This is a genomic window from Streptomyces sp. H39-S7, from assembly GCF_027158205.1.
Taxonomy (GTDB): Bacteria; Actinomycetota; Actinomycetes; order Streptomycetales; family Streptomycetaceae; genus Actinacidiphila.
Genome location: NZ_JAPVLU010000021.1, coordinates 17,076 through 44,052, shown reverse-complemented (window position 1 = coordinate 44,052; position 26,977 = coordinate 17,076). Strand labels below are relative to the sequence as shown.

Here is a 26,977-nt window from a genome sequence, read left to right as displayed (position 1 = left end):
CAGCACGTCCTCCTGCGGGGCGCGGACCTCCGGGGCGTGGGCCGAGCCCACGGATCTGGCGCTGCCCGGCTACCCTTCCGGCCTGGAGAAGGGTGGAGTCAGGATCACGGGATTCCGCGAAGGTCACCCCGCGTGCGTCGAGTTCGGTGTCACCAATCACGGAACCGTGGCTATGACGTACACGATCGCTTTTGATGTGCGGTCGGGTTCCGCCACGGGATCGACGGTCGCGGAGCAGACGGTCGCGGCCCTTGGGCCGGGGCGGACCGTGAAGCGCGTCTTCGTCGTCGACTTTTCCACCTCAGCGATGCTCGGCGACGGTGGCAGCAGCGGCAAAGGCGGCGGCAATAGCGGGGGAAGCAGCGATGGCGGCGGCAGGTCGGGCCTGCGGATCAGCAAGGTCAGGAGCGTCCCCGTCGATGAGATGTCCCCGGCGGGAGCGTCCTGTCCACCATCGGGAGTGAGTATCTACGTCGACCGGGGCGACGCCGCCATGGGACTGCGCGCCGTCGGGCTCCATCTGCGCAACTGCGGCACACAGACCTATCGGCTCAACGGCTACCCGCAGCTGCAGATCGCCGATGAGGACCACCAACCCGTGGGCAGTGTGAAGGTCCTTCACGGCGGCAGCGCCATCACCACGAGTTCCGGAGCCGACGGCGTGCCCCAGCCGCTGGTCCTGCAGCCGGGCGAGAGCGCCTACAGCAGTCTGATCTGGCGCAACACCGTGGAGCTCGGCGTCGGGGATTCGGTGAACGCCCCCTACGTCAGGGTGTGGGCCAAGCCCGGTGCCGCACCGGTGACGGTGATTCCCGAGCTCGACCTCGGCACGACGGGGAAGCTCGGGGTCGGCCCCTGGAAGAAGGACGAGAGGAACGGGCCGGTCCCCGGCAGGCCGTCCGCGGCGCCGTCCTCCTCGACCGTTCTCCCCACGGGACCGTGACGCACGGGGGAGCGCGAGCGCTTCGGATGGTCGCGGCGGATCCGGGCGGTCATTTCTTCCGATCCCAGGGGATGGGATAGGAGACGCTGGGTTCCGGCCGCACATTGGGCACCGTGCGGCCGGCGGGGGAGTCGACCGGGTACACCGCTGTCGACCGCGGCCGGGGCGTCGTTCCCGGTTGGCTCGCGGAGCTTGCCGCGTTGTGGTGGAGCATCGCGAAGGCCACGATGGCCAGCAGCAGGAGGAACGCGCCGTTGCCGGTCCCCTCCTTGCGGCGCCAGTAGCGCCGGGTCACGGTGCCGTCCCGGTGCGCGTACCGGTTCATCCAGAGCATGAGCGACACCTTTTCCGGGCCGTTCCGTCCCATCGATACGCCGGGAAGGGCCGGTTCCCCGGGCACACCGGGGAGCCGACCCTCGTGCCGGATCGGTCGTCAGTTACTGAGGTCGTCGGAGAAGTCCTGCTGGCACTGCTGCTTCTGTGACTGTGTCTGGGCCTTGTCCAGGCACGACTGCAGGTCCTTGCCGCTGTCGGAGTTCAGGATGGCCACGCCGGCGGCCATGAGAACGGCGAGCAGTACGATCGAGACCGCACCCAGCACGGTGCCCGCGGTGGCCATGCCCTTGTTCGTGGCCTCGCCGCGATTGGCGCGGCGCCGGCCCAGAATGCCGAGAACAATGGCGATGACCGCCATCGGAATGGCTGCGAACCACAGCCAGAACATGAGAACGGACAAGATACCCAGGACGAGAGCGGCAATTCCGAAGCCATTACGGGCCGGACCGCCGGCGGGCTGACCGTAGGCGGCGGCGGTCCGGGAGTCATGTGTGGCGGCCATCGTCGGCGCCTCCTTCGATAGGCTGATGGAATGCGCCTTCCCCGGCTCCTCGCCTTCACACAACGCCCTTGTCAGCCGGTTGAGTTGTGGCATGATCTGCTGAAAGCAGGTGGGCGCTCGCCGTATCCGAGATGGACCGGCACAATTCGCGAAGGCGTGTCCCGGCACGAGATGTTCGCAAGGGCCTAGAATCAGCGAATGATCTTTATTGTCGTCAAGTTTCCGGTGAAGTCCGAGTACGCGGACGAGTGGCTGACGTATGTCGACGCCTTCACCACCGCCACCCGCGCGGAACCCGGCAACCTGTGGTTCGAGTGGTCCCGCAGTATCGAGGAGCCCGACACGTACGTCCTGGTCGAGGCGTTCCAGAACGACGCTGGCGCAGCACATGTGAACTCCGACCACTTCCGGGCGGCACTGGAGCGGATGCGACCCCTGTTGCGCCGTACCCCCGACATCGTGAGCACCACGATCGAAGACGCGGACGGCTGGAGCGCGATGGGGGAGCTCTCGATCGACTGACCCTCGACCGAGCGACCTCGATCGGCTGAGGGGAGCCCGCGCCTGCGCGCCGCCGTGAACGCCGCCGCTCCCTCCCGCACTTGGGGCCCGCCGCCTCCGCGATCAGCGTTGTCAGTGATCGCCACTATGTTCAGACGCATCCCGCCGGTGTGGCGCGGAGGGCCTTCTGGTGCATAGGAGACGGTGCGTTGTCGGATTGGGAGAGGTCGAGCACGGCGCGGGTGACGGCGCCCTCGCGGCCGCGCAAGCTCGCGAAGGTGCCGTTCGTCGAGTTGGCCGACGGACGTCTGCAGGGGGTCGTGTCCAGCGGATCGGACATCGAGCGGGTCTACGTCTCGTCGGTCGCGGCCGGCACTTACGCGTTCGCTTGCAGCACCAACAACAACCGGCCGTGCGGAGGCGCCCGCGGCTCGTTCTGCAACCACATCCAGGCGCTGATCAACGAGGCGGTGCTGCAGTACGGCGCCCCGCGCGTCGCCCGCTACCTGCGGGTCGAGACCGCGGACGGAGAGCTGAGCGCGGCGACCGTCATCGCCGCGATGACCGCCGTACGTCCGCCGCAAAGTGACACCAAGGCCGCGGCGCCCGTCTTCAGCCGGTTCCTGCGCCACCTGGCCTATCTGGAACTCACCCCGACCACCGCGCCGCTGCCGGAGATGCAGTGGTTCCCGCCGACCCGGCAGGTGGCGTGATGCGCGCCGACCTGCTCGGCGAGGACATCGCCGGGCTCGACGAGGCCCTGACGGCCGTCGACGCCTTCGACCGGGTTCTCATCGCCGGTCTGCTCCGTCCCCAACCGGCCCAGGCCGCCGGTCTGACGGCGCTCGCCGACGCCGTCGCGGGGACGCCGCTGGCCGGCAGGGTCGCCGAGGCGGCCGAGAAGACGGCGGCCGGATCCGCGAGCGAGGACCACCTCGTGGCCCTGGCCGCCGCCCGTACGGCACTGCTCGGCTCCGTCCATGACGCACTGACCGCCCGCGTCGCGGAGGTGTGCGGACGACCCCGCGAAGAGGGGACCGTCCCGGTGCCCGACGGCCGGCCGGCACCGAACCTCCTCGCCGCCGCCCGCTCCTGGCTGTCCGACCTGGCCCGCGCCGGGTGGCAGGGCATCGACCACGACCTGGTCTCCGGAGCGGCGCACGTCGTCTCGGCGATGCTTCCCGACCCGGCGCTGCGCCGTCCGGCCACGCTCCTCGACGGCTTCGCCGCCGAACTCGCCGCGTCCTGCCCGGGCTCAGCGCTGGAACGCGTCCCGGCACGCCGCTGGGGCGACCTGTGGGCGCGCGCGATGCTGCTGACGCTGCCGGGCGTGGCAGAGCCGCAGGTGACCGGGACGGCCACCGGCCGCCTCCTGCCCCTCGGCATCGACGTGCAGGAGCACGCGACCGCCGTCCAGGCGCAGGTGCACGCGGTGTTCGAGCCGGCGGACGGCACTGCGCCGCGCCTGCTGCGGGCCGGCGTGTCGGCTCCGAAGCCCGACACGGTCCTCGGAGCCGGCCTGTGGCAACTGCTCCGTCCGCACATGTCCCTCCTGGCAGCGGTCAGCGACGGCCGGTCCATGGACCTCACCGACATGCCGGTCACCGCCGAGGGGGACCTCATCTGGGACGACGAGCACGCCCGCCCGTCCGGGCCCGCCGACGCCTTCGCCACGGCCCGCGTCGCCCTGCCCACCGCCACCGACCCGGCGACCGCGCCGATGGACCGGCACCCGGCGCGCATCGCCGTCCCCGTGTTCCTGGAGGGATACACCGTTCAACGCGACGACGACGCGCTGACGTTCACCGTGGCCGGACATCCCCTCACCGTCGACACCGACCGTATCCCTGCCGCCGGACCACTCACCCCTGACGCCGTGGCGGCGTCCGGCGCCTGCATCGGACTGCTGCGCTGGGACGCCGGGACGTATCGCGTGCAGCCCCTGGCGGTCGAGGCGACCGTGCGGAAGAAGGCCGTCGCGGTCCACGCCGGGGGCTGGGCCGGAGGAACGACCGACAAGACCGGCGTCAAGGCCGAGAAGGCCGCCACCGACGCCGTCGCCGTGCTGCGGGAGCGGGCCGGAAGGTTGCTGCGCAAATGACGGAGCACCCGACCGGACCGACTGCCGGCAGCGGACCGGCGACCGAGCACCCGAACCCGCACCACTCCGGGGCCGATGCCGATGACAACCGCCGGCAGGTCCTGTACTGGCGGCTTCTCGCCCGCCTTTTCGACGGTGAGGAGCAGGCCACGCTGGAATCGGCGAGCCTGGCGGTCGTCGAGGACATCGGTCTGCCGTCCGCGTTGCTGGATCCGCAGGCCTCCATCGATTCGGTCGTGCAGCGCCACCCGGAGCTGGCCTCCGAGTTCGATGGTCTGATGGCCCCCGAGCCGGACGCCGAGGGAGCACGCGACCGCGCCGCCGAGGTGCGGCGTGCGGCGCTGGTCTCCAAGGTGCTGCTCAACGTCTTCGCCTCCGGCTCCGGCACCGTCACCGCGGGGCAGCTGACACGCTGGCAGTCCGACGCGGGCTGGCTGGAGCGTGCGCTCGGCTGCCGGCCCGGCGAGCTGCGCGGCGGGCGCGCCGGTGCGAAGGCGGCGGGACGGGGAGCCGGCCCGACGGTTGCCGGCTCCGGCCCGACCCCCGATCTCAGCCGGTTGATTCCGGCGATCGGCCCGGAACTCGGCGCCATCGAGGCCGACCTCGTCAAGCGGATGCATCTGCGGGAAGTGCTGGCCGACCCCAAGCTGGCCGCGCAGCTGACGCCGAGCATGTCGCTGATCGAACAGCTGCTGCGCGACAAGAACAACCTGTCGGGCGTGGCCCTGGCCAACGCCAAGTCGCTGATCCGCCGCTTCGTGGACGAGGTAGCCGAGGTGCTGCGCACCCAGGTGGAGAAGGCCACGGTCGGTGCCCTGGACCGCTCGGTCCCGCCCAAGCGGGTCTTTCGCAACCTCGACCTCGACCGCACGATCTGGAAGAACCTCACCAACTGGAGCCCGGAGGACGAGCGGCTGTACGTCGACCGCCTCTTCTACCGGCACACCGCCCGCAGGACGACACCCCAGCGGCTGATCGTGGTCGTGGACCAGTCGGGTTCGATGCTCGACTCGATGGTGAACTGCACCATCCTGGCGTCGATCTTCGCGGGGCTGCCGAAGGTGGACGTGCATCTGATCGCGTACGACACGCGGGCCATCGATCTCACTCCGTGGGTGCACGACCCGTTCGAAACGCTGCTCCGCACCAACCTCGGGGGCGGCAACGACGGCCCCGTCGCGATGGCCATGGCCCGTCCGAAGATCACGGAACCGCGGAACACCGTGATGGTGTGGATCTCCGACTTCTACGAGTTCGGCCGCTCCCAGCCGCTGTTCGAGGGCATCGAGGCGGTGCACCGTTCGGGCGTGAAGTTCATCCCGGTCGGTTCGGTGACCAGTTCCGGCCGCCAGGAGGTCAACCCCTGGTTCCGGGAGCGCTTCAAAGCCCTCGGTACCCCGGTGGTCTCCGGCCACATCCGCAAGCTCGTCCACGAACTCAAGACGTTCCTCGCTTAGAAAGGCCCTCACATGTCCGACCTGTTGCGCGCCCCCGCCGAGATCAAGTATGCCGAGGAGCTGGACTGGCTGGAGTCCGTCGACGACAACCCGAAGCCTTTCTCCTGGCGGCTGTCCCCGAAGATGGTCCGCCTGTTCATCCTGGGCTCCGAGCGCTCCGACAACCTGGACCGGGAGATCACGCAGAAGTGGTTCGGCGACCGCAGCTTCGTCGAGCGCTCCATCGTCACGCTGGCCTCCGACCGCGGGCTGCTGCTCATCGGCGACCCCGGCACCGGCAAGAGCTGGCTGGCCGAACTGCTGTCCACCGCCATATGCCGGAACTCCACGCTGGTGGTGCAGGGTACGGCCGGCACCACCGAGGACCACATCAAGTACTCGTGGAACGTGTCCATGGTCATCGCCAAGGGCCAGTCACGGCAGTCGATGATCCCCTCACCGATCATGACCGCGATGGAAACGGGCGCGATCGGCCGCTTCGAGGAACTCACGCGTTCCACCAGTGATGTCCAGGACGCGCTGATCTCGATCCTGTCGGAGAAGTACATCTCGGTTCCCGAACTCGACAGCGACAACATCGTCTTCGCCAAGCCCGGCTTCTCGATCATCGCCACCGCCAACAGCCGCGACCGCGGTGTCAACGACCTGTCCTCCGCGCTCAAACGCCGCTTCAACTTCGTCCGGATCCCGGTGATGACGAACCGGAAGAGCGAGGCGGAGATCGTCCGGTTCCGCACCGAGGAGCTGCTGCAACGCCACCAGCTCGAGCTGGACGTGCCGCCGACGCTGCTGGACGTGCTGCTGCAGAGCTTCGCCGACCTGCGTGCCTCCGCGGCCGCGGCCGGCAGCGACGACGAGAAGCTGGAGTCCGCGTTGTCGACCGCCGAACAGATCGGTGTGCTCGAGGACGCGATCCTGCACAGCAACTTCTTCGGCGAGCGGGCCCTGACCGCCCACACGCTGGCCTCCTCGCTCGTCGGTTCGCTGGCCCGGCGGGAGCCCGAGGACCTGGCGATCCTCAACAAGTACCTGCACGGTGTGGTCGAACCGCGCAGCAAGGAAGAGGGCGGCTCCTGGCCGGAGTTCCTGGAGGGCGGCCGCGACGCGATCGCCACCCTGTCATGAGCGGCGCGCACGAGGGAACGTTCGAGGGACTGCGCACGCAGCTGCGGGAGACGGCCGCGGCGCTCGCCGACGGACCCGGCGCGCTCGAGGGCATCCTCCTCGGCATCGTCGACGACGTCGACCGCGCCGTCCGCGAGCCGCTGGAGATCTTCCCCGTCTGTCACCACTCACCTGCCTCGGCCATCGCGATGGCCCGCCGCCTGCGCGAGAAGCAGCCGAAGGTCGTGTACCTGGAACTGTGCGAGGACATGGCGCCGCTGCTGACCGAACTGCGCAACTGCAGGCTCCCGGTGGCGGTCCAGTCGTTCGCGACCGAGGTCGACGGCTTCCCGGCCGACTGGTCCCCGCTGTCCGTGGTCGCACCGATCACCGAGGCCTCGGCCGAGTACCAGGCGATCGCCTACGCACTGGACACACCGGGCGTCGAACTGGTCCTCGTCGACCGTTCCTCCGACCACGTCTTCCAGTGGGACACGCGCGGGACCCACCCGGGCGCGACGGACACTGCTCCAGGAGCGGCGGACGCGCCGCCCGCCGAGGAGGAAGCCGTACTGCACGGCGACGCCGTGGGCGTCGAGATCGGCGACCTGCGGCCCCGCTTCGCCGAACTGGAGGAACATCTGCTGCGCCACGGCCGGGTACGGCACTGGTCCGAGTGGTGGCACCAGTACGTCGAACTGCCCCTCGGTGACAGCGACCACGACACCTACCGTCAGGTCATGCTCCTGATCGGCAGCCTCTTCCGGCGGCTCGCGCCGGGCGACGCCGACCGGGTGCGCGTGGACGAGGACCGCGAGCGCTTCATGTGGACCAGGATGCGCGAGCACCTGGCCGCGACCGGCGCCGACCCCGCCGACTGCCTCTACGTCTGCGGCGCCTTCCACGCGGCCAGCCGCGTCGCGGAGTTCGGCGTCCACGGCACCGACACCTTCGAGATCAGCCCGCGCACCGCCACCAAGTGGCTGCACGGCCTGATCCCGTCCAGCCACGCGGCGATCGAGGCCCAGTTCGGCCTGGCCGCCGGCTCGGTGTCGATCGCCTCGACGGTCTGGGCGAAGAACCTCAAACGCACCCGCGTGCAGCCGTACCGCCTGACCGGACAGGTGGGTACGCCCTCGAAGGCGAAGAAGCCCGCGGCCGGGGCCCCCGCGGCGGCGGTCCCTCCCTCGGACAAGCTCACCGGATTTCTGCGGCAGCCGCCCGTCCTGGACCGGCTGGACGAGGCGGAACTGCTCGGCTGGTCGGTGGAGATCGTGCGCGCCGCACGCCGCAACGGCTATCTCGCCTCCACCGCCGACGCCATCGCGGTGTTCGAGACGTCGATCCTCCTCGCCGGAATGCGCGACCGGACCCGGCCCACGCCGTACGACTTCCAGGACGCGGCCGTCACCTGCATCGAGAAGGACTCCGTGCCCGGCCGACGGGATGTCCGCCGCCTCGTGGAGATCATGATGGGCGGCGACCGGATCGGCCAGGTCGGCTACGACGCGCTGCCCCCGCTGGCCCGCGACGTGCACGATCGGCTCGCGCCCTTGAACCTCAAGCTGCAGCAGCGCGGGGTGCAACGGGCCCTGCTGGACGTCGTCTCCCAGCCGGAGCTGGAGCGGTGCTCCGACCTGCTGTGGATGCTGCGCTACCTGATGCCGCACGGTGCCGCGCGGCCGATCATGGGTGAGCGGAAGCTGGGGGAACGGCCGATCCAGGAGTCCTGGGACGTGGCGCTGGGCACCCACCAGCGGGCGCTCATCGAACTCGGCTACGAGGGCGTCAGCATCGAACAGGTCCTGGAGCAGCGTCTGCGCCGGACGGCGTACGGTCCGCAGGCCACCGCGGCGACCGTCCTGGAGGCGGTCGAGGACGCGACCTTGTACCTGCGGAGCCGCCGGATCGCCGACGAGCTGGGCACTCGCGCCCTGGAGCTGCTGTCGGCCGAACGCACCGCGGACGGCGCACCGGAGGTCCTGCGCCGGGTGAGGCGGCTGCTGGCGTACTACCGCACCAGTGAGCCGGTCCTGCCGCCGTGGATCGAGTCCTTCGTCAAGACCGGATACGCGCACTACTGCACCCTGCTGCCGACGGTGTTCACCGACGACGATGCCACGGTCCGTCAGGTGGCGGCGATGCTGGGGTTCCTGTTCAGCATGGAGAGTCTGGCACTGTCCCTGGGCTGTGACAGGACCCAGCTGGAGCTGGCGGTCGCCCAGTCACATCCCCGGGATCCGTCCAGGACGGCACTGCTGTGGGCGGCCCAGGTACAGCTCGGGCACCTGAGTCGCGCGGACCTTCGGGCGAGGTGCGACGAACTGCTGGGCAACCCCATGGTGGTGCCCGCGTATCCGCGGTACCTCAGTGGCTTCGTGCACGCGTTGGAGCCCGTACCGGGCCTCACCGACTTCGTCGTGGAGGCCGTGTCGAACGCGTTCGGCCGGTTGCCGGACCCGGTGCTCCTGCCCTGGCTGCCGACCTTGATCACCACCCTGCGAGCAGGCGGCGCCGAACTGGCACCCCTGCTGATCCGCGAGGCCGGAAGGGTCTTCCCCGGACGGCTGGCGGCGTTGGACGCGTGGGTGCCGCCGTGGCGGGCGGAGCAAGGAGCGGAAGCGGCGCTGCCGGCGCGCCGCACGGACGCGAACCGCGGTTGCACCCTGCTCGCCGCGCACCCCGCGACGTGCAACGCGGTGGCGAGCCTCCTGGGATGCGACGAGGCGTGGGGGAGCGCCGGTCCGGAGCTGTCGGGCGCGGCACTGGTCGGTCTCCATCCGGAGACCGCCGGGGTACTGGAGGTGGTGCTGTCCGGCGCACAACGCCCCTGAGCACGGGTCGGCGCGGCCCGCGCCGGGGCGTCGCGAACGCGCTCGGGGATTGCTGGAACCGACAACCACCGCGCTCCTGTGCGTTCTACGATCATCCATATGCTCCTTCGCCGAACGCTGCGCATGGTCATGGTCCTCGTCGTGGTTCTCACCGGGTTGGTCCAGGGGGGTGTGGGTACCGCGTGGGCGGGGGACAGCCGACCTCCGTCCGAGCGGCAGTTGCTCTTCTACAACCACGCGTACGGCGTCCTCGACCGGGAGACGGCCGATGCCATCGAGCACTCGGACTACCTGCGGAACTTCGCCAACTTCCAGGTGCGCACCACGACGGGCGCCGGCGGACAGATCTGGACCGGACGCTATCTGATGGGCCGCCAGACCTATCTCGAGCTGTTCGGGGTCGGCGACCTGCCCGGTCAGGACTCCGGGTTCGGCTCCGCCGGGATGGGAGTCTCGGTCGAGCGGGCGGGCGACCTGGCGGCGGTGATCAAGCGCTTGAAGGAGCAGGGAACCCCGAACCCGGTCGAGTTCGGCCAGACGCGTGACTTCGGCGACGGGGTCCCGGTGCCGTGGTTCGACGCCGTGTTCACCACCGAGCAGTACGACACCTTCGGTGCTTGGGGGATGGAATACCGTCCGGAGTACTTCGCCGACCCCCGCGGCAAGACCGAGCCGGCGCGCTACCCCGGTGACGTCGGCCGGGAACGCTACCTGTCCGACGACTACCGCGATCACCTGATGCGTGATGTGACCACCATCCGTCTCGCGGTCACCCAGCGCGACCTGGCCGCCACGGTTCCGCTGCTGAAGGCCGGCGGGTTCCGCGTGCACCCCGTTACGGGCGGTGGCGTCGTCGCCCAGGGCGGCGGCACCACGATCCGACTCGACGCCGTGGCCCGCGATCAGGTGGGCCTGCGGCAGGTCGAGATGTCGCTCAACCGCCCCGTCCTGTTCCGGCACGAGGAACGGATCGGCCACTCGACCCTCACCGTCGGGCCGGGAACCCGCGCGGTGTGGACCTTCAACACCGCCCGGTAACGGGATCGCGGCGGATCGCATCGGATCGGTGGCCGGCGGCGGGTCGGTCGAGGCCGTGCCCGTAGGCCGTGGTCAGTGAGCGGTCAGCGCGCGGTGCGCGGCCTCCGGGACTCTCTTGGCAGCGCACGGGGACGGCCCGTGCGGCACCTGCAAGGGAGCACACGATGCAGAACAACACGGTCCTCATCTCCGGTGCCAGCATCGGTGGGCCGGCCCTCGCGTACTGGCTGGCCGAGTACGGCTTCGAGGTGACCGTCGTCGAACGCGCCCCTGCCTTCCGCCCCGGCGGACAGGCCGTCGACGTGCGCGGCCCGGCGCTGGACGTTGCCGAGCGGATGGGCGTGCTGGACGAACTGCGCGCGTCGGCCACCGACATGCGCGGCATGTCGGTGGTCGACGCCACCGGAAAGGAGCTCTACCGCAGTACCGAAGGCACCATCAGCGGTGGCGACTTCGGCACTGCGGACGTCGAGATCCTCCGCGACGACCTGTGCCAGGTGCTGTTCCGGAGCACCGCCGACCGCGTCGAGTACCTCTTCGACGACTCCATTGCCGCGCTCTCCGAGGATGCGCAGGGCCTCCATGTCAGCTTTGAGAACGGGCCTGCGCGCACCTTCGACCTGGTGGTGGGCGCCGACGGGCTGCACTCCAACACGCGGCGGCTGGCCTTCGGCCCGGAGGCAGACTGCATCACCCACCTCGGCACCTACCTGTCGGTCTTCACCGCCCCCAACTACCTGGAGCTGGACCGCTGGCAGGTCTGGTACCAGGGCGGCGCCGCAGGCGGCGCGATCATGACCGCCCGCGGCAACACCGAGATCCGGGTCTTCGTGGGATTCGAGACGCCCGAGCCGGTCGACTACGACTTCCGCGACATCGAGGCGCAGAAGAAGCTGGTCCACGACCGTCTGGTCGACGTCGGATGGGAGTTTCCCCGGGCCCTGCAGTACATGTGGGACGCGCCGGACTTCCACTTCGACTCGATGAGCCAGATCCACCTGGAGCAGTGGTGGCGCGGGCGGGTGGCCCTGATCGGCGACGCCGGTTACTGCGGCTCGCCCCTGTCCGGGCAGGGCACCAGCATGGCCATGGTCGGCGCGTACGTGCTGGCGGGCGAGTTGAAGGCCGCCGGTGGCGACCACCGGATCGCCTACCCCGCCTATCAGGATGCTCTGCGCGGTTATGTGGCGGACAACCAGCGGCTCGCCCTCACCAACAAGGCCCGCATGGCGGCCGAGACCGGCGCCGCTCAGGGGGAGGCCGTCGCCGACACCGAGGTCCAGGACATCGGCCAGGCGGTCAACGGTCTCGTGCTGAAGGACTACTGATCGGAGCCGCCGGCCCGGGCGTCGATCACCGACGAGTCGGCGGGCGCGCCGGAGGACGGGCGCCGCGGCGGTCAGGTCGTGGTTCTGCCGGCGGCGGCGCGGCCCCGGGCCGCCCGGCGCTTGGCCGCACGCCGCTCGTCCTCGCTCATACCGCCCCAGACGCCAGCGTCCTGACCGGCCTCCAGGGCCCAGCTCAGACAGGCCTCGCGCACAGGGCAGCCGTGGCAGACCGCCTTCGCCTGCTGGATCTGCAGAAGGGACGGGCCGGTGCTGCCGACGGGAAAGAACAGTTCGGGGTCCTCGTCACGACAGGCCGCACGGTGTCGCCAGTTCAAGGGAATTCCTCCGATGCGTGTCGCGGGCGGCGGGCTCGCCGATCGGGCCCGCTCAATGCCGTGTAGTCACGCGTGCCCGAAGTTCCGTGATCCATACGGGGTGGCGGAGCCGGATACCTGGGCATCCGGAAATCCGGATGCCCAGGACACCGCATCACAGCTCCCGCAGCGCCGGCAGCAGCGTGCTCTCGGCCCATTCCAGGAACGGCAGCTGCTGTTCGCCCCCGATCTGGACCAGGGCGACCTCGGTGAAGCCGGCCTCCGCATAGGGGCGAACCGCCTCGACGAACGCCGACACGTCGTCCCCGCACGGGATGGCTCCCGCGACGTCGTCGGGTCGGACGAACTGGGTGGCTCCCGCGAATCCGCTGGTGCCCGGCAGGTCGGCGTTGACCTTCCAGCCGCCCCCGAACCAGCGGAACTGGTCGTGGGCGCGGGCGATCGCCGCGTCGCGGTCGGGGTCGTAGCAGACGGGGAGCTGGCCCACCCGCGGCTTGCCCGTCCCCCCGCTGCGGTCGAAGGCCTCCAGCAGCTCCGCCTCGGGTTCGGTGGCGATCACCAGGTCGGCGAGATCGCCCGCGAGGGCGCACGACCGGGAGCCCGACACGGCGATGCCGATGGGCGGCGGCCGGTCGGGGAGGTCCCACAGTTTGGCGCCCTCGACGTCGAAGTGCGTGCCGTGGTGGTTGACGTACTCGCCGGTGAACAGGGCGCGGATGATGCCCACGGCTTCGGCGAGCATTTCCTGCCGCACACCGGCGGTCGGCCAGCCGCCGCCGACGACGTGCTCGTTCAGGTTCTCGCCCGATCCGAGACCGAGCCGGAACCGGCCCCGCGACAGCAGCTGCATCGTCGCGGCCTTCTGGGCGATCACCGCGGGGTGGTAACGCATCGTCGGACAGGTCACATACGTCATCAGCGGGATGCGCGAGGTGGCCTGGGCTGCCGCTCCCAGCACGCTCCATGCGTACGGGGCGTGCCCCTGCGAGTCGAGCCACGGGGAGTAGTGGTCCGAGATGACGGAGAAGTCAAAACCCACCTCCTCCGCCCGGACGACGTGCTCGACGAGCGCGACCGGACCGGCCTGCTCGGTCATCATCGTGTAGCCGATTTTCACCATGCGGTTCCGGGTTCCCGCCGTAGCCGCCGGCTAACGCCTGCCGGGTTCCGTCACCCGTTCGACCCCTGGTCGTCCTCCTGCGCGTCCGCGTACGGTCCGCCGACGCGGTCATTCGGGTTCGCCCGCCTTCTTGCGGTTGCCGGGGAGGAACTCCTGGATCTTCGCCTTGACTCCTTGCTTGATCATGCCGGCGCGATCGCTGTCCCCCTGAGGACGGCGGCGGCCGTCGCCTCCATCTGCTCCCAGGTGGCGTGCGGCGGGATCGGCGGCACGGCGGGATCCGTACGGAACTCCACCACCGCGGGACCAGGGGCGGTCAGAGCGGCGTCCCAGGCGGCGGTGACATCCTCCGGCCTCTCCACCCGGATCCCGGTCAGGCCGAGGGACGTGGCGAATTCCGCGTAGGGCACGTCCGGCAGGGACTGGGAGGGCAGGAACTGCGGGGCGCCGCCCATGGCCCGCATCTCCCAGCTCACCTGATTGAGGTCCTGGTTGTTCCACACGGCGATGACCAGGCGCGGGTCCTGCCACTCGTCGCGGTACTTCGCCGCGGTGATCAGTTCCGCCATGCCGTTCATCTGCATCGCACCGTCACCGACCAGCGCGATCACCGGCCGGTCCGGGTGCGCGAACTTCGCGCCGATCGCGTACGGCACGCCGCAGCCCATGGTCGCCAGGGTGCCGGACAGCGAGGCGCGCATGGTTCCGCGCATCCGCAGGTGGCGGGCGTACCAGTTGGCGACCGAGCCGGAGTCGCAGGTGATGATGGCGTTGTCCGGCAGCAGAGGGTCCAGTGCGCGGGCCACGTACTCGGGGTTGATGGGGTCTGCGGAGACCGCGGCGCGGCGCTCCATGACGCCGTGCCACCGCTCCACGTTCGACCGCACCTGGTCCTGCCAGCCGCGCGACTCCTTGCGCCGCAGCATCGGCAGCAGCCGCTCCAGGGTGTGGCGCGCGTCGCCGACGAGATTGACCTCGTACGGGTAGCGGAGCCCGATCATGTGCGGGTCGATGTCGATCTGCACGGCCCGCGCGGCACCGAACTCCGGCAGGAACTGCGAGTACGGGAAGTTGGAGCCGATGGTCAGCAGCGTGTCGCAGTCCCGCATGAGTTCGTACGACGGGCGGGTGCCGAGCAGCCCGATCGCGCCGGTGACGTGGGGGAGTTCGTCCGACAGCGCGTCCTTGCCGAGCAGGGCCTTGGCCACACCGGCGCCCAGCACGTCCGCGATCTGCTCGACCTCGGCACGGGCGCCGGCCGCGCCCTGCCCGATCAGGATCGCCACCTTTTCCCCGGCGTTGAGCACGTCCGCGGCTTTCTCGAGGGCTCCGGCGGCGGGAATCGCGGACCATTCGCTCACCCCGAGACTGGAGGGCACCATCTTGAAATCGTGGGTCGGCGCCGCGTACTCCAGTTCCTGCACATCGGCCGGGATGATGACGGCGGTGGGCGCCCGGCGCGCGTAGGCGGTGCGGATCGCCCGGTCCAGGACGTTGGGGAGCTGTTCGGGGACGGTGACCGTCTCGAGGAAGTCGGAGGCCACGTCCTTGAACAGGGAATGCAAGTCGACTTCCTGCTGATAGGAGCCGCCCATGGCGCTGCGATGGGTCTGGCCGACGATGGCCACCACGGGGACGTGGTCGAGTTTGGCGTCGTACAGGCCGTTGAGCAGGTGGATCGCGCCGGGCCCCGACGTGGCGCAGCAGACCCCGACCTTGCCGGAGAACTTCGCGTAGCCGACGGCCTGGAAGGCGGCCATCTCCTCGTGCCGCGCCTGGATGAACCGCGGGTTGTCGTCCGCCCTGCCCCAGGCCGCGAGCAGGCCGTTGATGCCGTCACCCGGATAGGCGAAGACCTGCTCGACACCCCACTCCCGCAGCCGGGCGAGCAGGTGGTCCGAAACCGTTGCGCTCATGGAGCGGCTCCTATCGGCCTTCGGCGGCCTTCGACGTGCGGCGGATCATGAGGGTGCTCGCGTAACCCGCGCGGCCGGAGGCAAACCCCCGGGGTGCCGCCCCCTCACTCCGTTCCGGCGAACACCGACAGGAACGTCTCGTTGAAGGCCTTGAGGTCGTCCGGCTTGCGGCTGGTGACCAGGGTGTTGGGACCGCCGGTGCACACCTTGACCTGCTCGTCGACCCAGGTGGCGCCCGCGTTGGTGAGGTCGGTGCGCAGGCTCGGCCAGGAGGTGAGGGTGCGCCTTCCACGACTCCTGCCTCGATCAGCGTCCACGGGGCGTGGCAGATCGCGGCGACCGACTTGCCCGCGTCGAAGAACGCCTTGACGAACCGCACGGCTCCCTCGTCCAGTCGCAGCGCGTCCGGGTTGGCGACCCCGCCGGGCAGCACCAGTCCGTCGTAGTCGTCGACCGAGGCGTCCGCGACGGCCTCGTCGACGGGGAAGGTGTCGGCCTTGTCGAGGTGGTTGAACGCCTGGACCTGCCCGCTCCGGGTGGAGATCAGCCGGGCGGTGGCACCAGCGGCGGTGACGGCCTGCCACGGCTCGGTCAGCTCGACCTGTTCGATGCCCTCAGGAGCCACGAGGAAGGCGACCTTCATCTGCTCTCACATCCATTTCTACCGATTTGTACAACCTTTTCGTTGGCACGCCTGCCCGAGCGTGCTGGGTCAAAACCAGGTCGGCGTCCCGCTGGCCCGGATGGATCGCCCGGACGGATCGGAGGATGCCGAGGCGCCGGCGGCGGCGCTAGTCGGAGGGTTTGCCGCCCTTGCCGTGGGCCTTCCCCTTGGTCTTGCCCTTCCCGTGCCCGTTCCCGGTCGCATCGGCGGAGGCTTCCGCCTGCTGGGAAGCCGGCGCCTCCCGCGTGGCCTGCGCCGGTGCAGCTGCGGGGGCCGGGGCACCGGCCGCGCCGTGCGACGGTGGCGTCGACGGCAGGGCGGGAGCACTGCTACTGGGAGGCGGGTGCTGGACAGCGGCGTCGGGGGAGGCGGGCCGGTCGTCAAGGGCAGCCAGGGTGGCTCCCGCTGCACCCAGGAGAACACCGGCGGTCATCGCCGCGACCAGAACGCGCCGTCGCCGGGGCGCGAGTCCTGCTGACTGCGGGGGAGAAGCGGTGTGATCGGAGTCGAAGTGGGCGCCGCCGACGGCGGTCGCGCCCACCGGCAGGGTGGCTGCTTCGCCCGCCGTACCGGGGAGGCCCGAGGCGGCGGCGTCCTCGAGGAGCCGGGCACATCCCGTGGCGTCGGGCCGGGCGTCGGGATCGTTGTGGGTCATCGCTTCGATGACGGATGCCAGCGGTGCGGGCACACACCGGGTTATCTCCGGAGGCCGCAGCAGGCGGGCGGTTCCCACCTCGGGAGGACAGCCCTGGTACTCCCGTTCCCCCTTGAGGGCTTCGAGCAGCACCAGGCCCAGGCCGTAGATGTCACTGGCGGGCCCGGAGCGCTTGCCGAGAACCTGCTCGGGGGAGATATAGGGGATGGTGCCGACGACCGTGCCCGGCTCGGCCCGCGTGGGTTCGTCGACGAGACGGGACAGTCCGAAGTCCGCCAGATAGGGGGCGTCGTCGGGGCCGATCAGGATGTTGGAGGGTTTCACGTCGTGGTGGATGATGCCCGCGGCGTGCACATGCGCCAGTGCGGAGGCCAGGCGGACGCCCAGACGTGCCACGCGCTCGCCGCTGAGAGGGCCGTCGGCTAAGCGGTCGCGCAAGGTGACGCCCTTGATCAGGTGCATCACCACGTAGGCGCCGCCCTCGTCCCGCCCCATGTCGTAGACCGGGACGAGAGCGGGGTGCGCGAGCCGTCCCAGCAGCAGCGCCTCCTTGCAGAAGCCGTCCGCAGTCGCCGCCGTGGCTCCGGGTCGGAACACCTTGATCGCGACCTCGCGCGGCAGTTGCAGATCGGTGCCCTGGAAGACATCCGCGGTCCCGCCGGCGCCCAGCAGTTCGTCCAGGCGGTAGCGGCCGCCGACGATCTCGCCGGCACGGGGGCCGGGACGCGGGGTCCGGCTGGGGTGGGCGGTCATGCGATCTCCCTGGCTGCTTCCTGCAGTGGCCCGTCGTCTACCCGGACCGTGAAGGCGTATGCGGACAGCGGGATGTGCGAGATCAGTGTGATCCGGGGCGGACGGTTCCGCCATCGTCTGATCACTTTTCCCCCGGCCTTCCCTCCGGGCCGGGAAAAAGCAATCGCGCGGACGATCACGGCCTCAGTAGGCTTCGCTCCATGCTGCCCCCGGTGCGCACCCAGGAGGAGTGGGATGTCGTCGTCGGTGACGAAGCGATCCTGCGGCCCGGCGTTGAGCATCTGGCCGCCCGGCTGGGCCTGGCCGGGCGGTCCCTGCGGCGCTATCCCGAGGGCTCGGTTCCCGTCTACGCGGTCGGTGACCGGCACGTGCTCAAGCTGTATCCCGCCCTCTCCGCCGACGACGGCCGCACGGAGGCGCACGTACTGCGGCACCTGCGGGGCAAACTGCCCGTGGCCACCCCGGAGGTCCACGCCGACGGCGAGTACGAGAACGGGTGGCGCTACGTTCTGATGACACAACTTCCCGGCCAGGGGTTGGCCGGGATCTGGCCCCGTGCGCCAGGGGCCGACCGGGACCGCCTGGCGAGTGAGGTCGGCGCCGCGCTCGCGGCTCTGCACGCGCTCGATGCCGGGCCCTTGCGCGGTGTGCTCGGGCCGCACAGCTGGAGTGCGTTTCTCGCGGGGCAACGGGCGACGACGGTGGCGCGCCAGCGCGAGCGCAAACTGCCCGAGCTCTGGGCGGAGCAGATACCGGACTTCCTCGACTCGATCCCGTTGGCCGGCGAACCGGAGCGGGTGCTGCTGCACACCGAATTCATGCGGGAGCACTTGCTGGTGGATCCCGGCCGGTGGACGCTGAGCGGTCTCTTCGACTTCGAGCCCGCCATGCTCGGCGACCGCGCCTACGAATTCGTCGCCGTCGGCCTGTTCGTCTCCCGCGGCGATCCGCGGCTCCTCGGCCGGATCGCCGCTGCCTACGGTCGTACGTTCCCGCCCCGCGAACTGATGGCGTACACACTCCTGCACGTCTACAGCAACCTGCCCTGGTACTTGCGAGAGCTGCCGGCACCGCCCGAGGAGACGCTGGACTCCTTGGCCGAATCCTGGTTCGGCACGGTCTGATCCCATCAGCGGTACGTGGCGGCGACCACGTCGACCCACCGCACATCGGATGCGTGTGGGCTGTCGGACCACAGGGCAGGCGCTGTTCGAGCACGGCCCACCGAACTGTTCGGAAGGGCCCTCGCGCCACCGCGCGACGACGGAAGGGTTCTTTGTGACTGACAGCATGTGGGGATACCTGGCAACGGCGGGTCACCAGGCCGGCACGGACCTGACCGGGTTCACGGTCGAGGCGACCAACGGAAGCATCGGCAAGGTCGACAAGCACTCCGACGACGTCAGCGCCGCTTACATCGTTGTGGACACCGGAGTGTGGATCTTCGGCAAGCACGTTCTCCTGCCGGCCGGGACGATTCAGGCCATCGATGTCGCGGAGCGGAAGATCTACGTCGCCCGCGACAAGGACGAGATCAAGAACGCTCCGGAGTTCGACAAGGACAAGCACACCGGCGACTCGGGCTACCACGAGCAGGTCGAGGTGTACTACGGGCCCCAGCGCCCCTGAGGGATGTTCCGCCGAGACGTTGCGCTCCGTCCCGCCGACTCTTCGTTGTCGGCGGGACGGAGCGCGTGGCGTCCCTCGGCGTCACCCATCCGGCGTAACCGCGTCCGCACACACGAGCGGCACGATGGCAGCGGGACGGAAACCGAAGGAAGGCGACGGCGGGAGTCGCCTCGGCCCGGCCGTCGGTGACGCCCTGCCCGGGCCGCGCGGCGAGAGCCGCTCCGTCCCCGTGGCGCTCTCGACGTGTCGCCCGGGCACCCCGCCTGGGCGCAGGGCCCGTTCCCCCTGGGTCCCCGCGCTGTGTACGACCTGCGGCGGTTGCCGGTACGACCCCCCGTGAAAGGATGTTCCGCATGGACGCGGTCGGTAGGAACAACGTGACGGTCACGGGGCAGCCGGGCGGACCGGTGATCATGCTGGCGCACGGGTTCGGCTGCGACCAGAACATGTGGCGTCTGGTGGCACCGGTCCTGGCCGAGCGTTTCCAGGTGGTGATGTTCGACTACGTCGGCTCGGGGCGATCGGACCTGTCGGCCTGGGACGAGAAGCGCTACGCCTCCCTGGACGGCTACGCGACCGACGTGCTGGGCGTCTGCGAGCAGCTGGATCTGTCCGACGTGGTGTTCGTGGGGCACTCGGTCAGCGCGATGGTCGGCGTGCTCGCCGTAGCCCGAGAGCCGCAGCGGTTCGCCAAGCTGGTGATGGTGACGCCCTCGCCCTGCTACATCGACGACCCCGGGACAGGCTACGTCGGGGGATTCAGCGCCGCTGACATCGAGGAACTGCTGGAATCGCTGGACAGCAACTATCTGGGCTGGTCGGCGGCGATGGCGCCGGTGATCATGGGCAACCCGGACCGGCCCGAGCTCGGCCAGGAGCTGACCAACAGCTTCTGCGCCACCGATCCGGGCATGGCCGCGGTCTTCGCGCGCACCACGTTCCTGTCGGACTCCCGTGCCGAGCTGGCCTCGGTCCGCGTGCCCACCCTGGTGCTGGAGTGTGCGCAGGACGCCATCGCCCCGCGTGAGGTCGGCGCGTTCGTGCACGCCGCGATCCCCGGCAGCCGGCTGGTGACGCTGGAGGCGACCGGGCACTGCCCGCAGCTCAGTGCCCCCGAGGCCACCGCCCGGGAGATCGTGGCGTTCGCCGGCGCCGCCCGATGATGTGCGAGACGGACGACGAGTCCGGCGGCTCGTCCGACGACAACGGCAAGGACGGGGGCGGCAAGGACCGGGACGCGGAGGACGCGGAGCACGCGGAGTTCTCGGCTCTCCTGGAAGACAGCATCGAGGACCTGTACGACAACGCACCCTGCGGGTATCTGTCGACATTGCTCGACGGCCGGATCGCCAAGGTCAACGCCACACTGCTCGGCTGGCTCGGCCACACGCGCGCTCAGCTGGTCGGCCGCAAGCGCTTCTCGGATCTGCTGACGGTGGGCGGCAAGCTCTATCACGAGACGCATTTCGCTCCGCTGCTCGCGATGCAGGGCCAGGTCTCCGGAATCGCCCTGGAGCTCAAGGCCGCCGACGGCAGCCGCCTGCCCGTGCTGGTCACCTCGGTGGTCAAAACCGGTACGGACATGGAGCCGCTGCTGATCCGCACCACGGTGTTCGACGCCCGCGACCGCCGCGCCTACGAGCAGGAGCTGCTGCGCGCCCGTAAGGAGGCCGAGCAGGCCCACCGGGTCGCCGAGGACGAGCGGATGCGTCTGCATCAGGTCCTGGCCATCCTGCAGAACAGCCTCCTCCCGCCGGCTCTCCCGCGGGTGCCGGGGGTGGAGGCCGCCGCGTATTACCACACCGCCTCCGTCGATGAGCTCGGCGGCGATTTCTACGACCTGTTCGCGCTCGGCGACGACCGCTGGGGTTTCTTCCTCGGCGACGTCTGCGGCAAGGGGCCCGAGGCGGCCGCGGTCACCTCGCTGATCCGCTACACGCTGCGTGCCGCGTCTCTGCACGCCGATGACCCGGCCCAGGCCCTGGTCACCCTCAACGCCGCCATGCTCGCGGGCTACCCGGGCGACGACCCCCGCTACTGCACCACCATCGCCGGCACCCTCACCTCGCACGATGGCGCTCTCCACATCACGTTGGCCAGTGGCGGACACCCGCCGGCGCTCCTGTTGCGCGCCGACGGCACCGCGCACTATCTGCCCACTCCCGGGGGCATGCTGGTCGGTGTCATGCCGCACCCGAATTTCACCCTGGCCACCACGGTCCTGCATCCGGGTGACACGCTGCTGCTCTACACCGACGGCCTGACCGAGGCACGGACCGCCCACGGCCCCCGCTACAGCGAGGACGCCCTGCACGCCTTTGTCCGGACCCTGGCCCCGGCCGGCGCCCAGCAGACCATCACCGCCCTGACGGGCCTGCTGAAGAGCTTCGGCGACGGCCTGGACGACGACACCGCCCTGCTCGCCCTCGGCGCTCCCGTCGCCGCGACCCACGGGGGCGCCGCGCGATGACGGACATGAATCTCGCCACCCACGGCACGCCGAAGGGTGCGGTCCTGGCGGTGGCCGGCGATCTCGACCACGCCAGCGCCGGCCGGTTCCGCAGCGCTGTCGGCCTCATCGTCCTTCAGCGCGGTCAACTGCTGGTGGTGGATCTCGGCGGCCTGACCTTCTGCGACTCCAGCGGCATCACCGCGCTGATCGCGGCACGCAACCAGGCCTGTGAACAGGGCGCCGACATCACGCTGGCGGCGGTCCCGGCGGCCACTGTCCGGATCCTGCGGCTCCTGGGTCTGGACCAGATCTTCGACATCCAACCGGGCCCCGGGCAGGACACCGGCCCCCTCGGCTGACCGGCGGTACGCGGACCTCCGCGGCCCCGGGCGGTACCGGCCGCCGCCGCGCGACGCACCCATGGGACAGGGGCAGGATGCCTGGTTTTGGCCGACGGGTAAATCTGTCGCGTGTGCGGTAGACATTCGCTTCTGCGGGTAGGTACTGTTCCTGGTGTAGCCACAAGGTCAGCACGGAGCGGCAAAAACGAACTGCCGCTCGGCAAGCAGACACGGCGATGGAATCCGGCGGCCGGTGAGTGCGGAAGGCCGCAGGCTTGATGGCCGGGTCCGGCGGCTCGCAAGGAGTCGCCGCGCAGGATCGCAGTTTCTGGAGTACCAGCAGTTCAGCAGAGCCCGATGTCCGGATTCGAGCAGGAAGGTACGGAGCAACGCCATCAGGATCGCCCGCACGACGAAATCGTGTGGGCACTCGCAAGGCCCCGGATTGGAAGGTGGTCCCCGGTCAGGCATTCACGATCCCCGCACCCCGCGTTCCCCCGGCGCGGTCGTGCGGATACGGCAGGACCGGCGCTTGTACGCCGGTAGATGTAGATGGTGTTGAACCGCCCTTTGGGGCCCCGGAAGCCGAGTTCGGCTCCCGGGGCCCCTCCATGCGTTTCTTGGAGGCCGTATGACCGTCAGACACGAAGAGGCGAGATGAGTGAGCAGACCCCCGCGACCGCTGCGGACCGGTTCGACGATGAGGACTACCCGGCCTACACCATGGGCCGGGCCGCCGAGATGATCGGCACCAATGCCGCGTTCCTGCGGGCGATCGGCGAGGCACGCCTGATCACCCCGCTGCGCTCCGAGGGCGGTCACCGCCGTTACTCCCGCTACCAGTTGCGCATCGCCGCGCGTGCCCGAGAGCTGGTCGACCAGGGCACCACGATCGAGACGGCGTGCCGCATCGTGGCGCTGGAGGACCAACTCGAAGAGGCGCTGGCGCTCAACGAGAAGCTGCGCCGACGTCCCCAATGATCCCCTCGTGGGGCGAGCGACCGCCCTGGTGGGGAACGGGCCCCGGCATCGCCGGGGCCTGACGCACGCCCCTTGGCCCGTATGCGGCAGGCGGGGGCGGGCCGGGCGGTGCGGACCGACCTGACTCAGCTCCGGTCGGAGCCTTCCACGACGGTCGTTTCGACGTCGCCGCGCCGAGCGGCCGGGCCGCCGGACAGGAGCCGGGTGCCGGTCGCGCCGGTCACCAGCAGGCCGCCGATCATGACGGACAGGGAGAGGCCGGGTCCTGACGTCCAGTCGACGTCCGACGCGTGGACTGCCAGCACGACGGCTGCGGCGAGGGCGACGCCGGGAACGGCGAGCAGCGCGGGGCGGAGCCGGTGCAGGTCGTCCTCGGCCAGCGCGCCGAGGACCCCGACGCCGAGCGCGAGGGCCCAGACGCCGACTGCCTGCGCGTCGGAGCGGCTGACCGTCCACGGTACGAAGTCGGCCCAGAAGTGCGGCCTGGCGAGCAGGCCCGCGCCGATGCCGAGCCATGAGGATCCCAGGACGGCCAGAAGCGGCTTCGACCAGCCCGGCAGTGGCGCGATCCGCTTCCGCGCCGGCAGGGCCGGCTTCGTGTACTGCCGGCCGACGCAGACGATCGCGGCCGTGGCGAGCACGCCGAGGACGGCGATCCAGCCGAGGCTGAACAGGACGAGGATCACCGAGCCGCCCTTGGCGACCTGCAGATCGTCCGCGTTGCGGAGGCTCACGGCGAGCAGGCCGACGAGCACGACGGCCAGCGGGAGGACGAGCGTGCGCACCTCTTCCCAGACACGGGCCCGGCCGATCACCAGCAGTCCGGGGGACACGCCGAGCATCGCCGCCCCGAGCAGTCCGGGGGTGAGCGCCTCGGGTGACTTCCAGGCCCCGAACACGTGGCCTGCGACGCTGACCCCGGCCATGAGCGCGCCGACCAGGACGCTGACGACCGCCACGGCGACGGCCAGCATCACCACGGCCGGCGTGAGCGCGCGGCCACCGACATCCCGCGCCGGTGCGACGGCGGGATCCGCGGGTCCGGAGAGGTCCATTGCCTCGGTCATCTGCGCTCCGTCTCAGATCGTCTCTCGGCTGCTCTGCACGACGTGCGGGGTGGGCGGCGCGGCAGGCGACGGGATGCGGTGTGTGCTGCGGGCGCTGGTCGAGCCCTGCCGTTTGACCAGCTCGCGGCCGTACATGACGCGAAGACTGACCACGGCGGTCGCCGCGAACGCCAGCACACCGCAGCCGATGCCCACGCCCGCCGACAGGGCGGTCTGCCGATCGAGGTCCAGGTAGTGCTCCAGGGGCAGTGCCGCGGCGACGGAGAACGCGGGGGCCAGGCACAGGCCGACCAGATGCACGCGCCACTCCTCACGGGCCCAGTTCCCGCCGCTGCGGCCCGCGTTGCGCTGGCGCACGAACATGACCGCGTACGCCGCGAGATACGGCACCAGGTACGCCGCCAGAAGGCGGTGTCCGTTCGCGCCCCAGCCCAGGTACGACCTGACGATCCAGACCATGCCGGCCGCACCGGCGAGGTGCGCCGCCACCACCACCGGCGCCGGGACCCAGGTCCCGGTGACCCCGATCACCGACGTGCGGCGGTCCATCGCCCGGGAGGCGACCAGGGAGCCGAAGACCACCAGGGAACCGAGGTGCATGATCGCCACCCGGTTGATCTCCTCCATGGAGAGGCCCGGAAAGAACCACGGGAGCGCGCCCCACTCGAAGCGCAGCAGTGGCGCGGTCATGAGGTAGCCGTAGCACAGCAGCATCCACCGCTGGTGCAGGTCGGGGAACCTGCCGACGGCGGCGAAGATACCGAACGTCACGCTCATCACCGTGCCGATCAGGATGGTGGTGAGGTCGATCCAGAACGCGGCCCCGCTGAACGCGTCGGCCGGCGCCGTACGGACCAGGTAGATCGCCGCGCCCGTCATCGAGACGTACACCGTCACCGCGAACACCACTCCCGTGGCGCGGTGCAGCCGGGTGCGTCGCCTTACGGCCGTGAGGAGTTGGACCGGCCCGAGCAGCATCAGCGCGCCGCCCAGGACGGAGTGGATGACCATCGGCAGCAGGGCGCGCCCGTAGGGTCCGACCCGGGTCGCGACCGCGTCGGCGACATAGCGCCCGGACACCACGCGGGCCAGGAACCACTCCCCGAACGACGGGGCACCCGGGCGCGCGTAGGGCCACAACTCAGTCATGGCGACGGGTGCGTAGCCCACGCAGACGACCACGAGGGCGATCGTGGCCACGCGGGACCAGGGGATGCTCCTCGGACGCTGCACGGCGGCTCCCTCGATCGCGACCCTCGATAGTCCGTTCTGGACTATCGAGAAGGTAGAGGCGACCCGTCGCCGGGGTCAACCTCTCTGCCGTCACGATCCGCGCTGATCCACCCACTGCCAGAAGTCGACCATCATCCGTTCGTAGCGGAGCCCGAACTCCAGCGCCTCGCGCTGCCCCCGCGTGAGCAGATCGCCCACGCTCTCCTTGAGTTCCTCGTACTCCGCGAGGGTGCGGTGGTGCTCGGTGAGCTGTACCGGGGCGATGACGTCCGGTTCGGCGCCGAACCACAGTTTCAGGATGCCGCGCTCGCGCGCCTCGACCGGCACGAAAGCCGGGTCGGCGAGCCACTCCGCCAACGCGGCCTTGCCGGCCGCGGTCACCTTCATCACCCGTCGGTTCCGCGCGTTGGTGTCGCGGACCTCCGACAACAGGCCCGCTCCCAGCAGGCGGTCGCACTGGGCGTACACCTGCGCGTGGGGCATCGACCAGAACGGGGCGACCGTGCGCGCGGCCTCGACCTTCACGTCGTACGGGCTGGCCTCGCCCAGTTGGTCGATGATGCCGAGCACGAGGAATGAAGGAGGAGTCAACCGCACATCAGCCATGTCACGACCGTATCGCGGCAATCAGCGGGCGCCGTACGGCTGTGGACGGCGCCGGCGCCGGCGCTCCGCGCGGTGGTGCGGACAGCGCGCGGGGCCGCAACCGTTCACGGCTGCGGCCCCGGAGTGTGCGGCGTTGCGGGTCAGTGCTTGAAGGCGTCCTTGATGTGCTCGCCGGCCTGCTTGGCATCGCTCTTGGCCTGCTCGGCCCTGCCTTCGGCCTCGAGACGCTCGTTGCCGACAGCCTTGCCCGCGACTTCCTTGATCTTGCCCTTGGCCTTGTCCGCGGTGTTCGCGGCCTTGTCGTCGGTGCCCATGTTTCCTCCAAGGTCGGTGCGGTTGTTGCACTCACCCGCCTACCCAGGTCGGCCCCGTCGATTCCCGCCGCGTCGTGCTTCGGTTCAGGCCGGGGCGTAGCGCTGCAGGGTGATCCCGCTGCGGAACGTCTTCGACTCCAGGAGCTTCAGCCGGGGGACTTCGTATCCGTCCGGGAAGAGCCGGCGGCCACGGCCCTGGACCGTCGGGTAGACGAAGAGGCGGTACTCGTCGACTAGGCCCGCCCTGATCAGCGTGTGCGCCAGACTGATGCTGCCGGTGAGCACGATGTCCTTGCCGCCCTCCTGCGCCTTGAGTGCGGTCACCTCCTTGATCGCGTCGCCCGCCAGCACGGTGGAGTTCGCCCACTGCGGGTCGGAGAGCGAGGAGGACACGACGTACTTCTGCACCCGGTTGAGGTAGTCGGAGATACCTGTGGCGTCATCGGCCAACCGGGGCCAGTAGCTACGGAAGTCCTCGAATGTACGCCTCCCCAGGAGCAGGGCGTCGGCCTGACGGTCCTGCCGGTGGCTCTCCTCCAGGACGTCGGCCATGTCCAGCGAGCCGTGGCCCTGCGGGTCGAACCAGTCGGTGAGCATGTCGATCGAGCCGTCGACGGTGATGTTCTGGGTGATCGCGAGTGTGCGCATGTCGCCTCTCCTACGAGTGTCCTCGTTCCCATCCTTATGACGGTGCCGACCGCCGGAAATCATCGCTGGGCGCCCTGCCGGTCCTCGGAGCGATGAGTTCTGCGCCGGAAGGAGGTCTC

The 26,977-nt window shown here is 70.2% G+C and carries 25 protein-coding genes and 2 pseudogenes; 15 read left to right on the top strand and 12 right to left on the bottom strand.

Annotated features, from left to right (window positions below; genetic code table 11):
- Nucleotides 1-172: 172 nt before the first annotated feature.
- On the top strand, nt 173-943 hold the full coding sequence (locus O3X23_RS21265; RefSeq protein WP_331283927.1) for a DUF4232 domain-containing protein: 771 nt from the start codon (nt 173-175) through the stop codon (nt 941-943).
- A 49-nt stretch (nt 944-992) separates the two neighbouring features.
- Here the strand turns inward: O3X23_RS21265 and O3X23_RS21260 are convergent, their stop codons facing one another.
- Together O3X23_RS21260 and O3X23_RS21255 are read right to left on the bottom strand one after the other, a co-directional pair.
- On the bottom strand, nt 993-1,277 hold the full coding sequence (locus tag O3X23_RS21260) for a hypothetical protein (RefSeq protein ID WP_269273046.1): 285 nt from the start codon (nt 1,275-1,277) through the stop codon (nt 993-995).
- Between the two features lie 99 nt (nt 1,278-1,376).
- The gene (locus O3X23_RS21255; protein WP_269273045.1) at nt 1,377-1,781 is read right to left on the bottom strand and encodes a DUF4190 domain-containing protein; all 405 of its coding nucleotides are present in this window, start codon (nt 1,779-1,781) and stop codon (nt 1,377-1,379) included.
- 198 nt (nt 1,782-1,979) lie between these two features.
- Here O3X23_RS21255 and O3X23_RS21250 point away from each other — a divergent pair, with 198 nt between their 5' ends.
- From O3X23_RS21250 to O3X23_RS21215, 8 genes are all read left to right on the top strand, one after another.
- Complete coding sequence (locus O3X23_RS21250) at nt 1,980-2,303, top strand: putative quinol monooxygenase (protein WP_269273044.1); 324 nt, start codon at nt 1,980-1,982, stop codon at nt 2,301-2,303.
- 188 nt (nt 2,304-2,491) lie between these two features.
- Nucleotides 2,492-2,995 (top strand): hypothetical protein, encoded by a 504-nt coding sequence (locus tag O3X23_RS21245; RefSeq protein ID WP_269273043.1) that lies wholly within the window; start codon nt 2,492-2,494, stop codon nt 2,993-2,995.
- Nucleotides 2,995-4,383, top strand: a complete 1,389-nt coding sequence (locus O3X23_RS21240) for a hypothetical protein (protein WP_269273042.1) — start codon at nt 2,995-2,997, stop codon at nt 4,381-4,383. The genes O3X23_RS21245 and O3X23_RS21240 overlap by 1 nt, the downstream gene beginning before the upstream one ends.
- On the top strand, nt 4,380-5,840 hold the full coding sequence (locus O3X23_RS21235; RefSeq protein WP_269273041.1) for a VWA domain-containing protein: 1,461 nt from the start codon (nt 4,380-4,382) through the stop codon (nt 5,838-5,840). Before O3X23_RS21240 ends, O3X23_RS21235 begins: the two co-directional genes overlap by 4 nt.
- Before the next feature lie 12 nt (nt 5,841-5,852).
- A complete protein-coding gene (locus O3X23_RS21230; protein WP_269273040.1) occupies nt 5,853-6,965 on the top strand; it encodes an ATP-binding protein in 1,113 nt (370 codons plus the stop codon).
- Complete coding sequence (locus O3X23_RS21225) at nt 6,962-9,778, top strand: DUF5682 family protein (RefSeq protein ID WP_269273039.1); 2,817 nt, start codon at nt 6,962-6,964, stop codon at nt 9,776-9,778. Before O3X23_RS21230 ends, O3X23_RS21225 begins: the two co-directional genes overlap by 4 nt.
- A gap of 123 nt (nt 9,779-9,901) precedes the next feature.
- A complete protein-coding gene (locus O3X23_RS21220) occupies nt 9,902-10,816 on the top strand; it encodes a DUF5829 family protein (RefSeq protein ID WP_269273153.1) in 915 nt (304 codons plus the stop codon).
- Nucleotides 10,817-10,980: 164 nt separating this feature from the next.
- On the top strand, nt 10,981-12,144 hold the full coding sequence (locus O3X23_RS21215; protein WP_269273038.1) for an FAD-dependent monooxygenase: 1,164 nt from the start codon (nt 10,981-10,983) through the stop codon (nt 12,142-12,144).
- Nucleotides 12,145-12,215: 71 nt separating this feature from the next.
- On the opposite strand, the gene O3X23_RS21210 is transcribed toward O3X23_RS21215, so the two are convergent.
- From O3X23_RS21210 to O3X23_RS21190, 5 genes and pseudogenes are all read right to left on the bottom strand, one after another.
- Entirely contained in the window at nt 12,216-12,479 is a 264-nt protein-coding gene (locus O3X23_RS21210) for a WhiB family transcriptional regulator (protein WP_269273037.1), read from the bottom strand.
- Nucleotides 12,480-12,633: 154 nt separating this feature from the next.
- Nucleotides 12,634-13,599 (bottom strand): LLM class F420-dependent oxidoreductase, encoded by a 966-nt coding sequence (locus O3X23_RS21205; RefSeq protein ID WP_269273036.1) that lies wholly within the window; start codon nt 13,597-13,599, stop codon nt 12,634-12,636.
- 108 nt (nt 13,600-13,707) lie between these two features.
- Nucleotides 13,708-15,515, bottom strand: a pseudogene (locus tag O3X23_RS21200) (thiamine pyrophosphate-requiring protein).
- Nucleotides 15,516-15,619: 104 nt separating this feature from the next.
- Nucleotides 15,620-16,158: pseudogene (locus O3X23_RS21195) on the bottom strand (type 1 glutamine amidotransferase domain-containing protein).
- 148 nt (nt 16,159-16,306) lie between these two features.
- Entirely contained in the window at nt 16,307-17,587 is a 1,281-nt protein-coding gene (locus O3X23_RS21190) for a serine/threonine-protein kinase (protein WP_269273035.1), read from the bottom strand.
- Nucleotides 17,588-17,787: 200 nt separating this feature from the next.
- Between O3X23_RS21190 and O3X23_RS21185 the strand changes: the two genes are divergently transcribed.
- From O3X23_RS21185 to O3X23_RS21160, 6 genes are all read left to right on the top strand, one after another.
- Nucleotides 17,788-18,711: an aminoglycoside phosphotransferase family protein gene (locus tag O3X23_RS21185; RefSeq protein ID WP_269273034.1), complete on the top strand. Its 924-nt coding sequence runs from the start codon at nt 17,788-17,790 to the stop codon at nt 18,709-18,711.
- A gap of 154 nt (nt 18,712-18,865) precedes the next feature.
- On the top strand, nt 18,866-19,216 hold the full coding sequence (locus O3X23_RS21180; protein ID WP_269273033.1) for a PRC-barrel domain-containing protein: 351 nt from the start codon (nt 18,866-18,868) through the stop codon (nt 19,214-19,216).
- 353 nt (nt 19,217-19,569) lie between these two features.
- Complete coding sequence (locus O3X23_RS21175; protein WP_269273032.1) at nt 19,570-20,379, top strand: alpha/beta fold hydrolase; 810 nt, start codon at nt 19,570-19,572, stop codon at nt 20,377-20,379.
- Entirely contained in the window at nt 20,376-21,686 is a 1,311-nt protein-coding gene (locus tag O3X23_RS21170) for a PP2C family protein-serine/threonine phosphatase (RefSeq protein WP_269273031.1), read from the top strand. The genes O3X23_RS21175 and O3X23_RS21170 overlap by 4 nt, the downstream gene beginning before the upstream one ends.
- Nucleotides 21,683-22,027 carry an STAS domain-containing protein gene (locus O3X23_RS21165; protein ID WP_269273030.1) on the top strand — a complete coding sequence of 115 codons (345 nt, stop codon included), beginning with the start codon at nt 21,683-21,685 and terminating at the stop codon, nt 22,025-22,027. Before O3X23_RS21170 ends, O3X23_RS21165 begins: the two co-directional genes overlap by 4 nt.
- 639 nt (nt 22,028-22,666) lie before the next feature.
- Entirely contained in the window at nt 22,667-22,990 is a 324-nt protein-coding gene (locus O3X23_RS21160) for a MerR family transcriptional regulator (protein WP_269273029.1), read from the top strand.
- Nucleotides 22,991-23,115: 125 nt separating this feature from the next.
- Here O3X23_RS21160 and O3X23_RS21155 read toward each other — a convergent pair whose 3' ends face one another.
- The 5 genes from O3X23_RS21155 to O3X23_RS21135 form a co-directional block, all read right to left on the bottom strand.
- A complete protein-coding gene (locus O3X23_RS21155) occupies nt 23,116-24,057 on the bottom strand; it encodes a hypothetical protein (protein ID WP_269273028.1) in 942 nt (313 codons plus the stop codon).
- A 12-nt stretch (nt 24,058-24,069) separates the two neighbouring features.
- Complete coding sequence (locus O3X23_RS21150; RefSeq protein ID WP_269273027.1) at nt 24,070-25,290, bottom strand: DUF2306 domain-containing protein; 1,221 nt, start codon at nt 25,288-25,290, stop codon at nt 24,070-24,072.
- 90 nt (nt 25,291-25,380) lie between these two features.
- Entirely contained in the window at nt 25,381-25,896 is a 516-nt protein-coding gene (locus tag O3X23_RS21145; RefSeq protein ID WP_269273026.1) for a helix-turn-helix transcriptional regulator, read from the bottom strand.
- Nucleotides 25,897-26,036: 140 nt separating this feature from the next.
- Nucleotides 26,037-26,210 carry a CsbD family protein gene (locus O3X23_RS21140; protein ID WP_269273025.1) on the bottom strand — a complete coding sequence of 58 codons (174 nt, stop codon included), beginning with the start codon at nt 26,208-26,210 and terminating at the stop codon, nt 26,037-26,039.
- Nucleotides 26,211-26,294: 84 nt separating this feature from the next.
- The gene (locus O3X23_RS21135) at nt 26,295-26,858 is read right to left on the bottom strand and encodes a dihydrofolate reductase family protein (protein ID WP_269273024.1); all 564 of its coding nucleotides are present in this window, start codon (nt 26,856-26,858) and stop codon (nt 26,295-26,297) included.
- Nucleotides 26,859-26,977 lie beyond the last annotated feature (119 nt).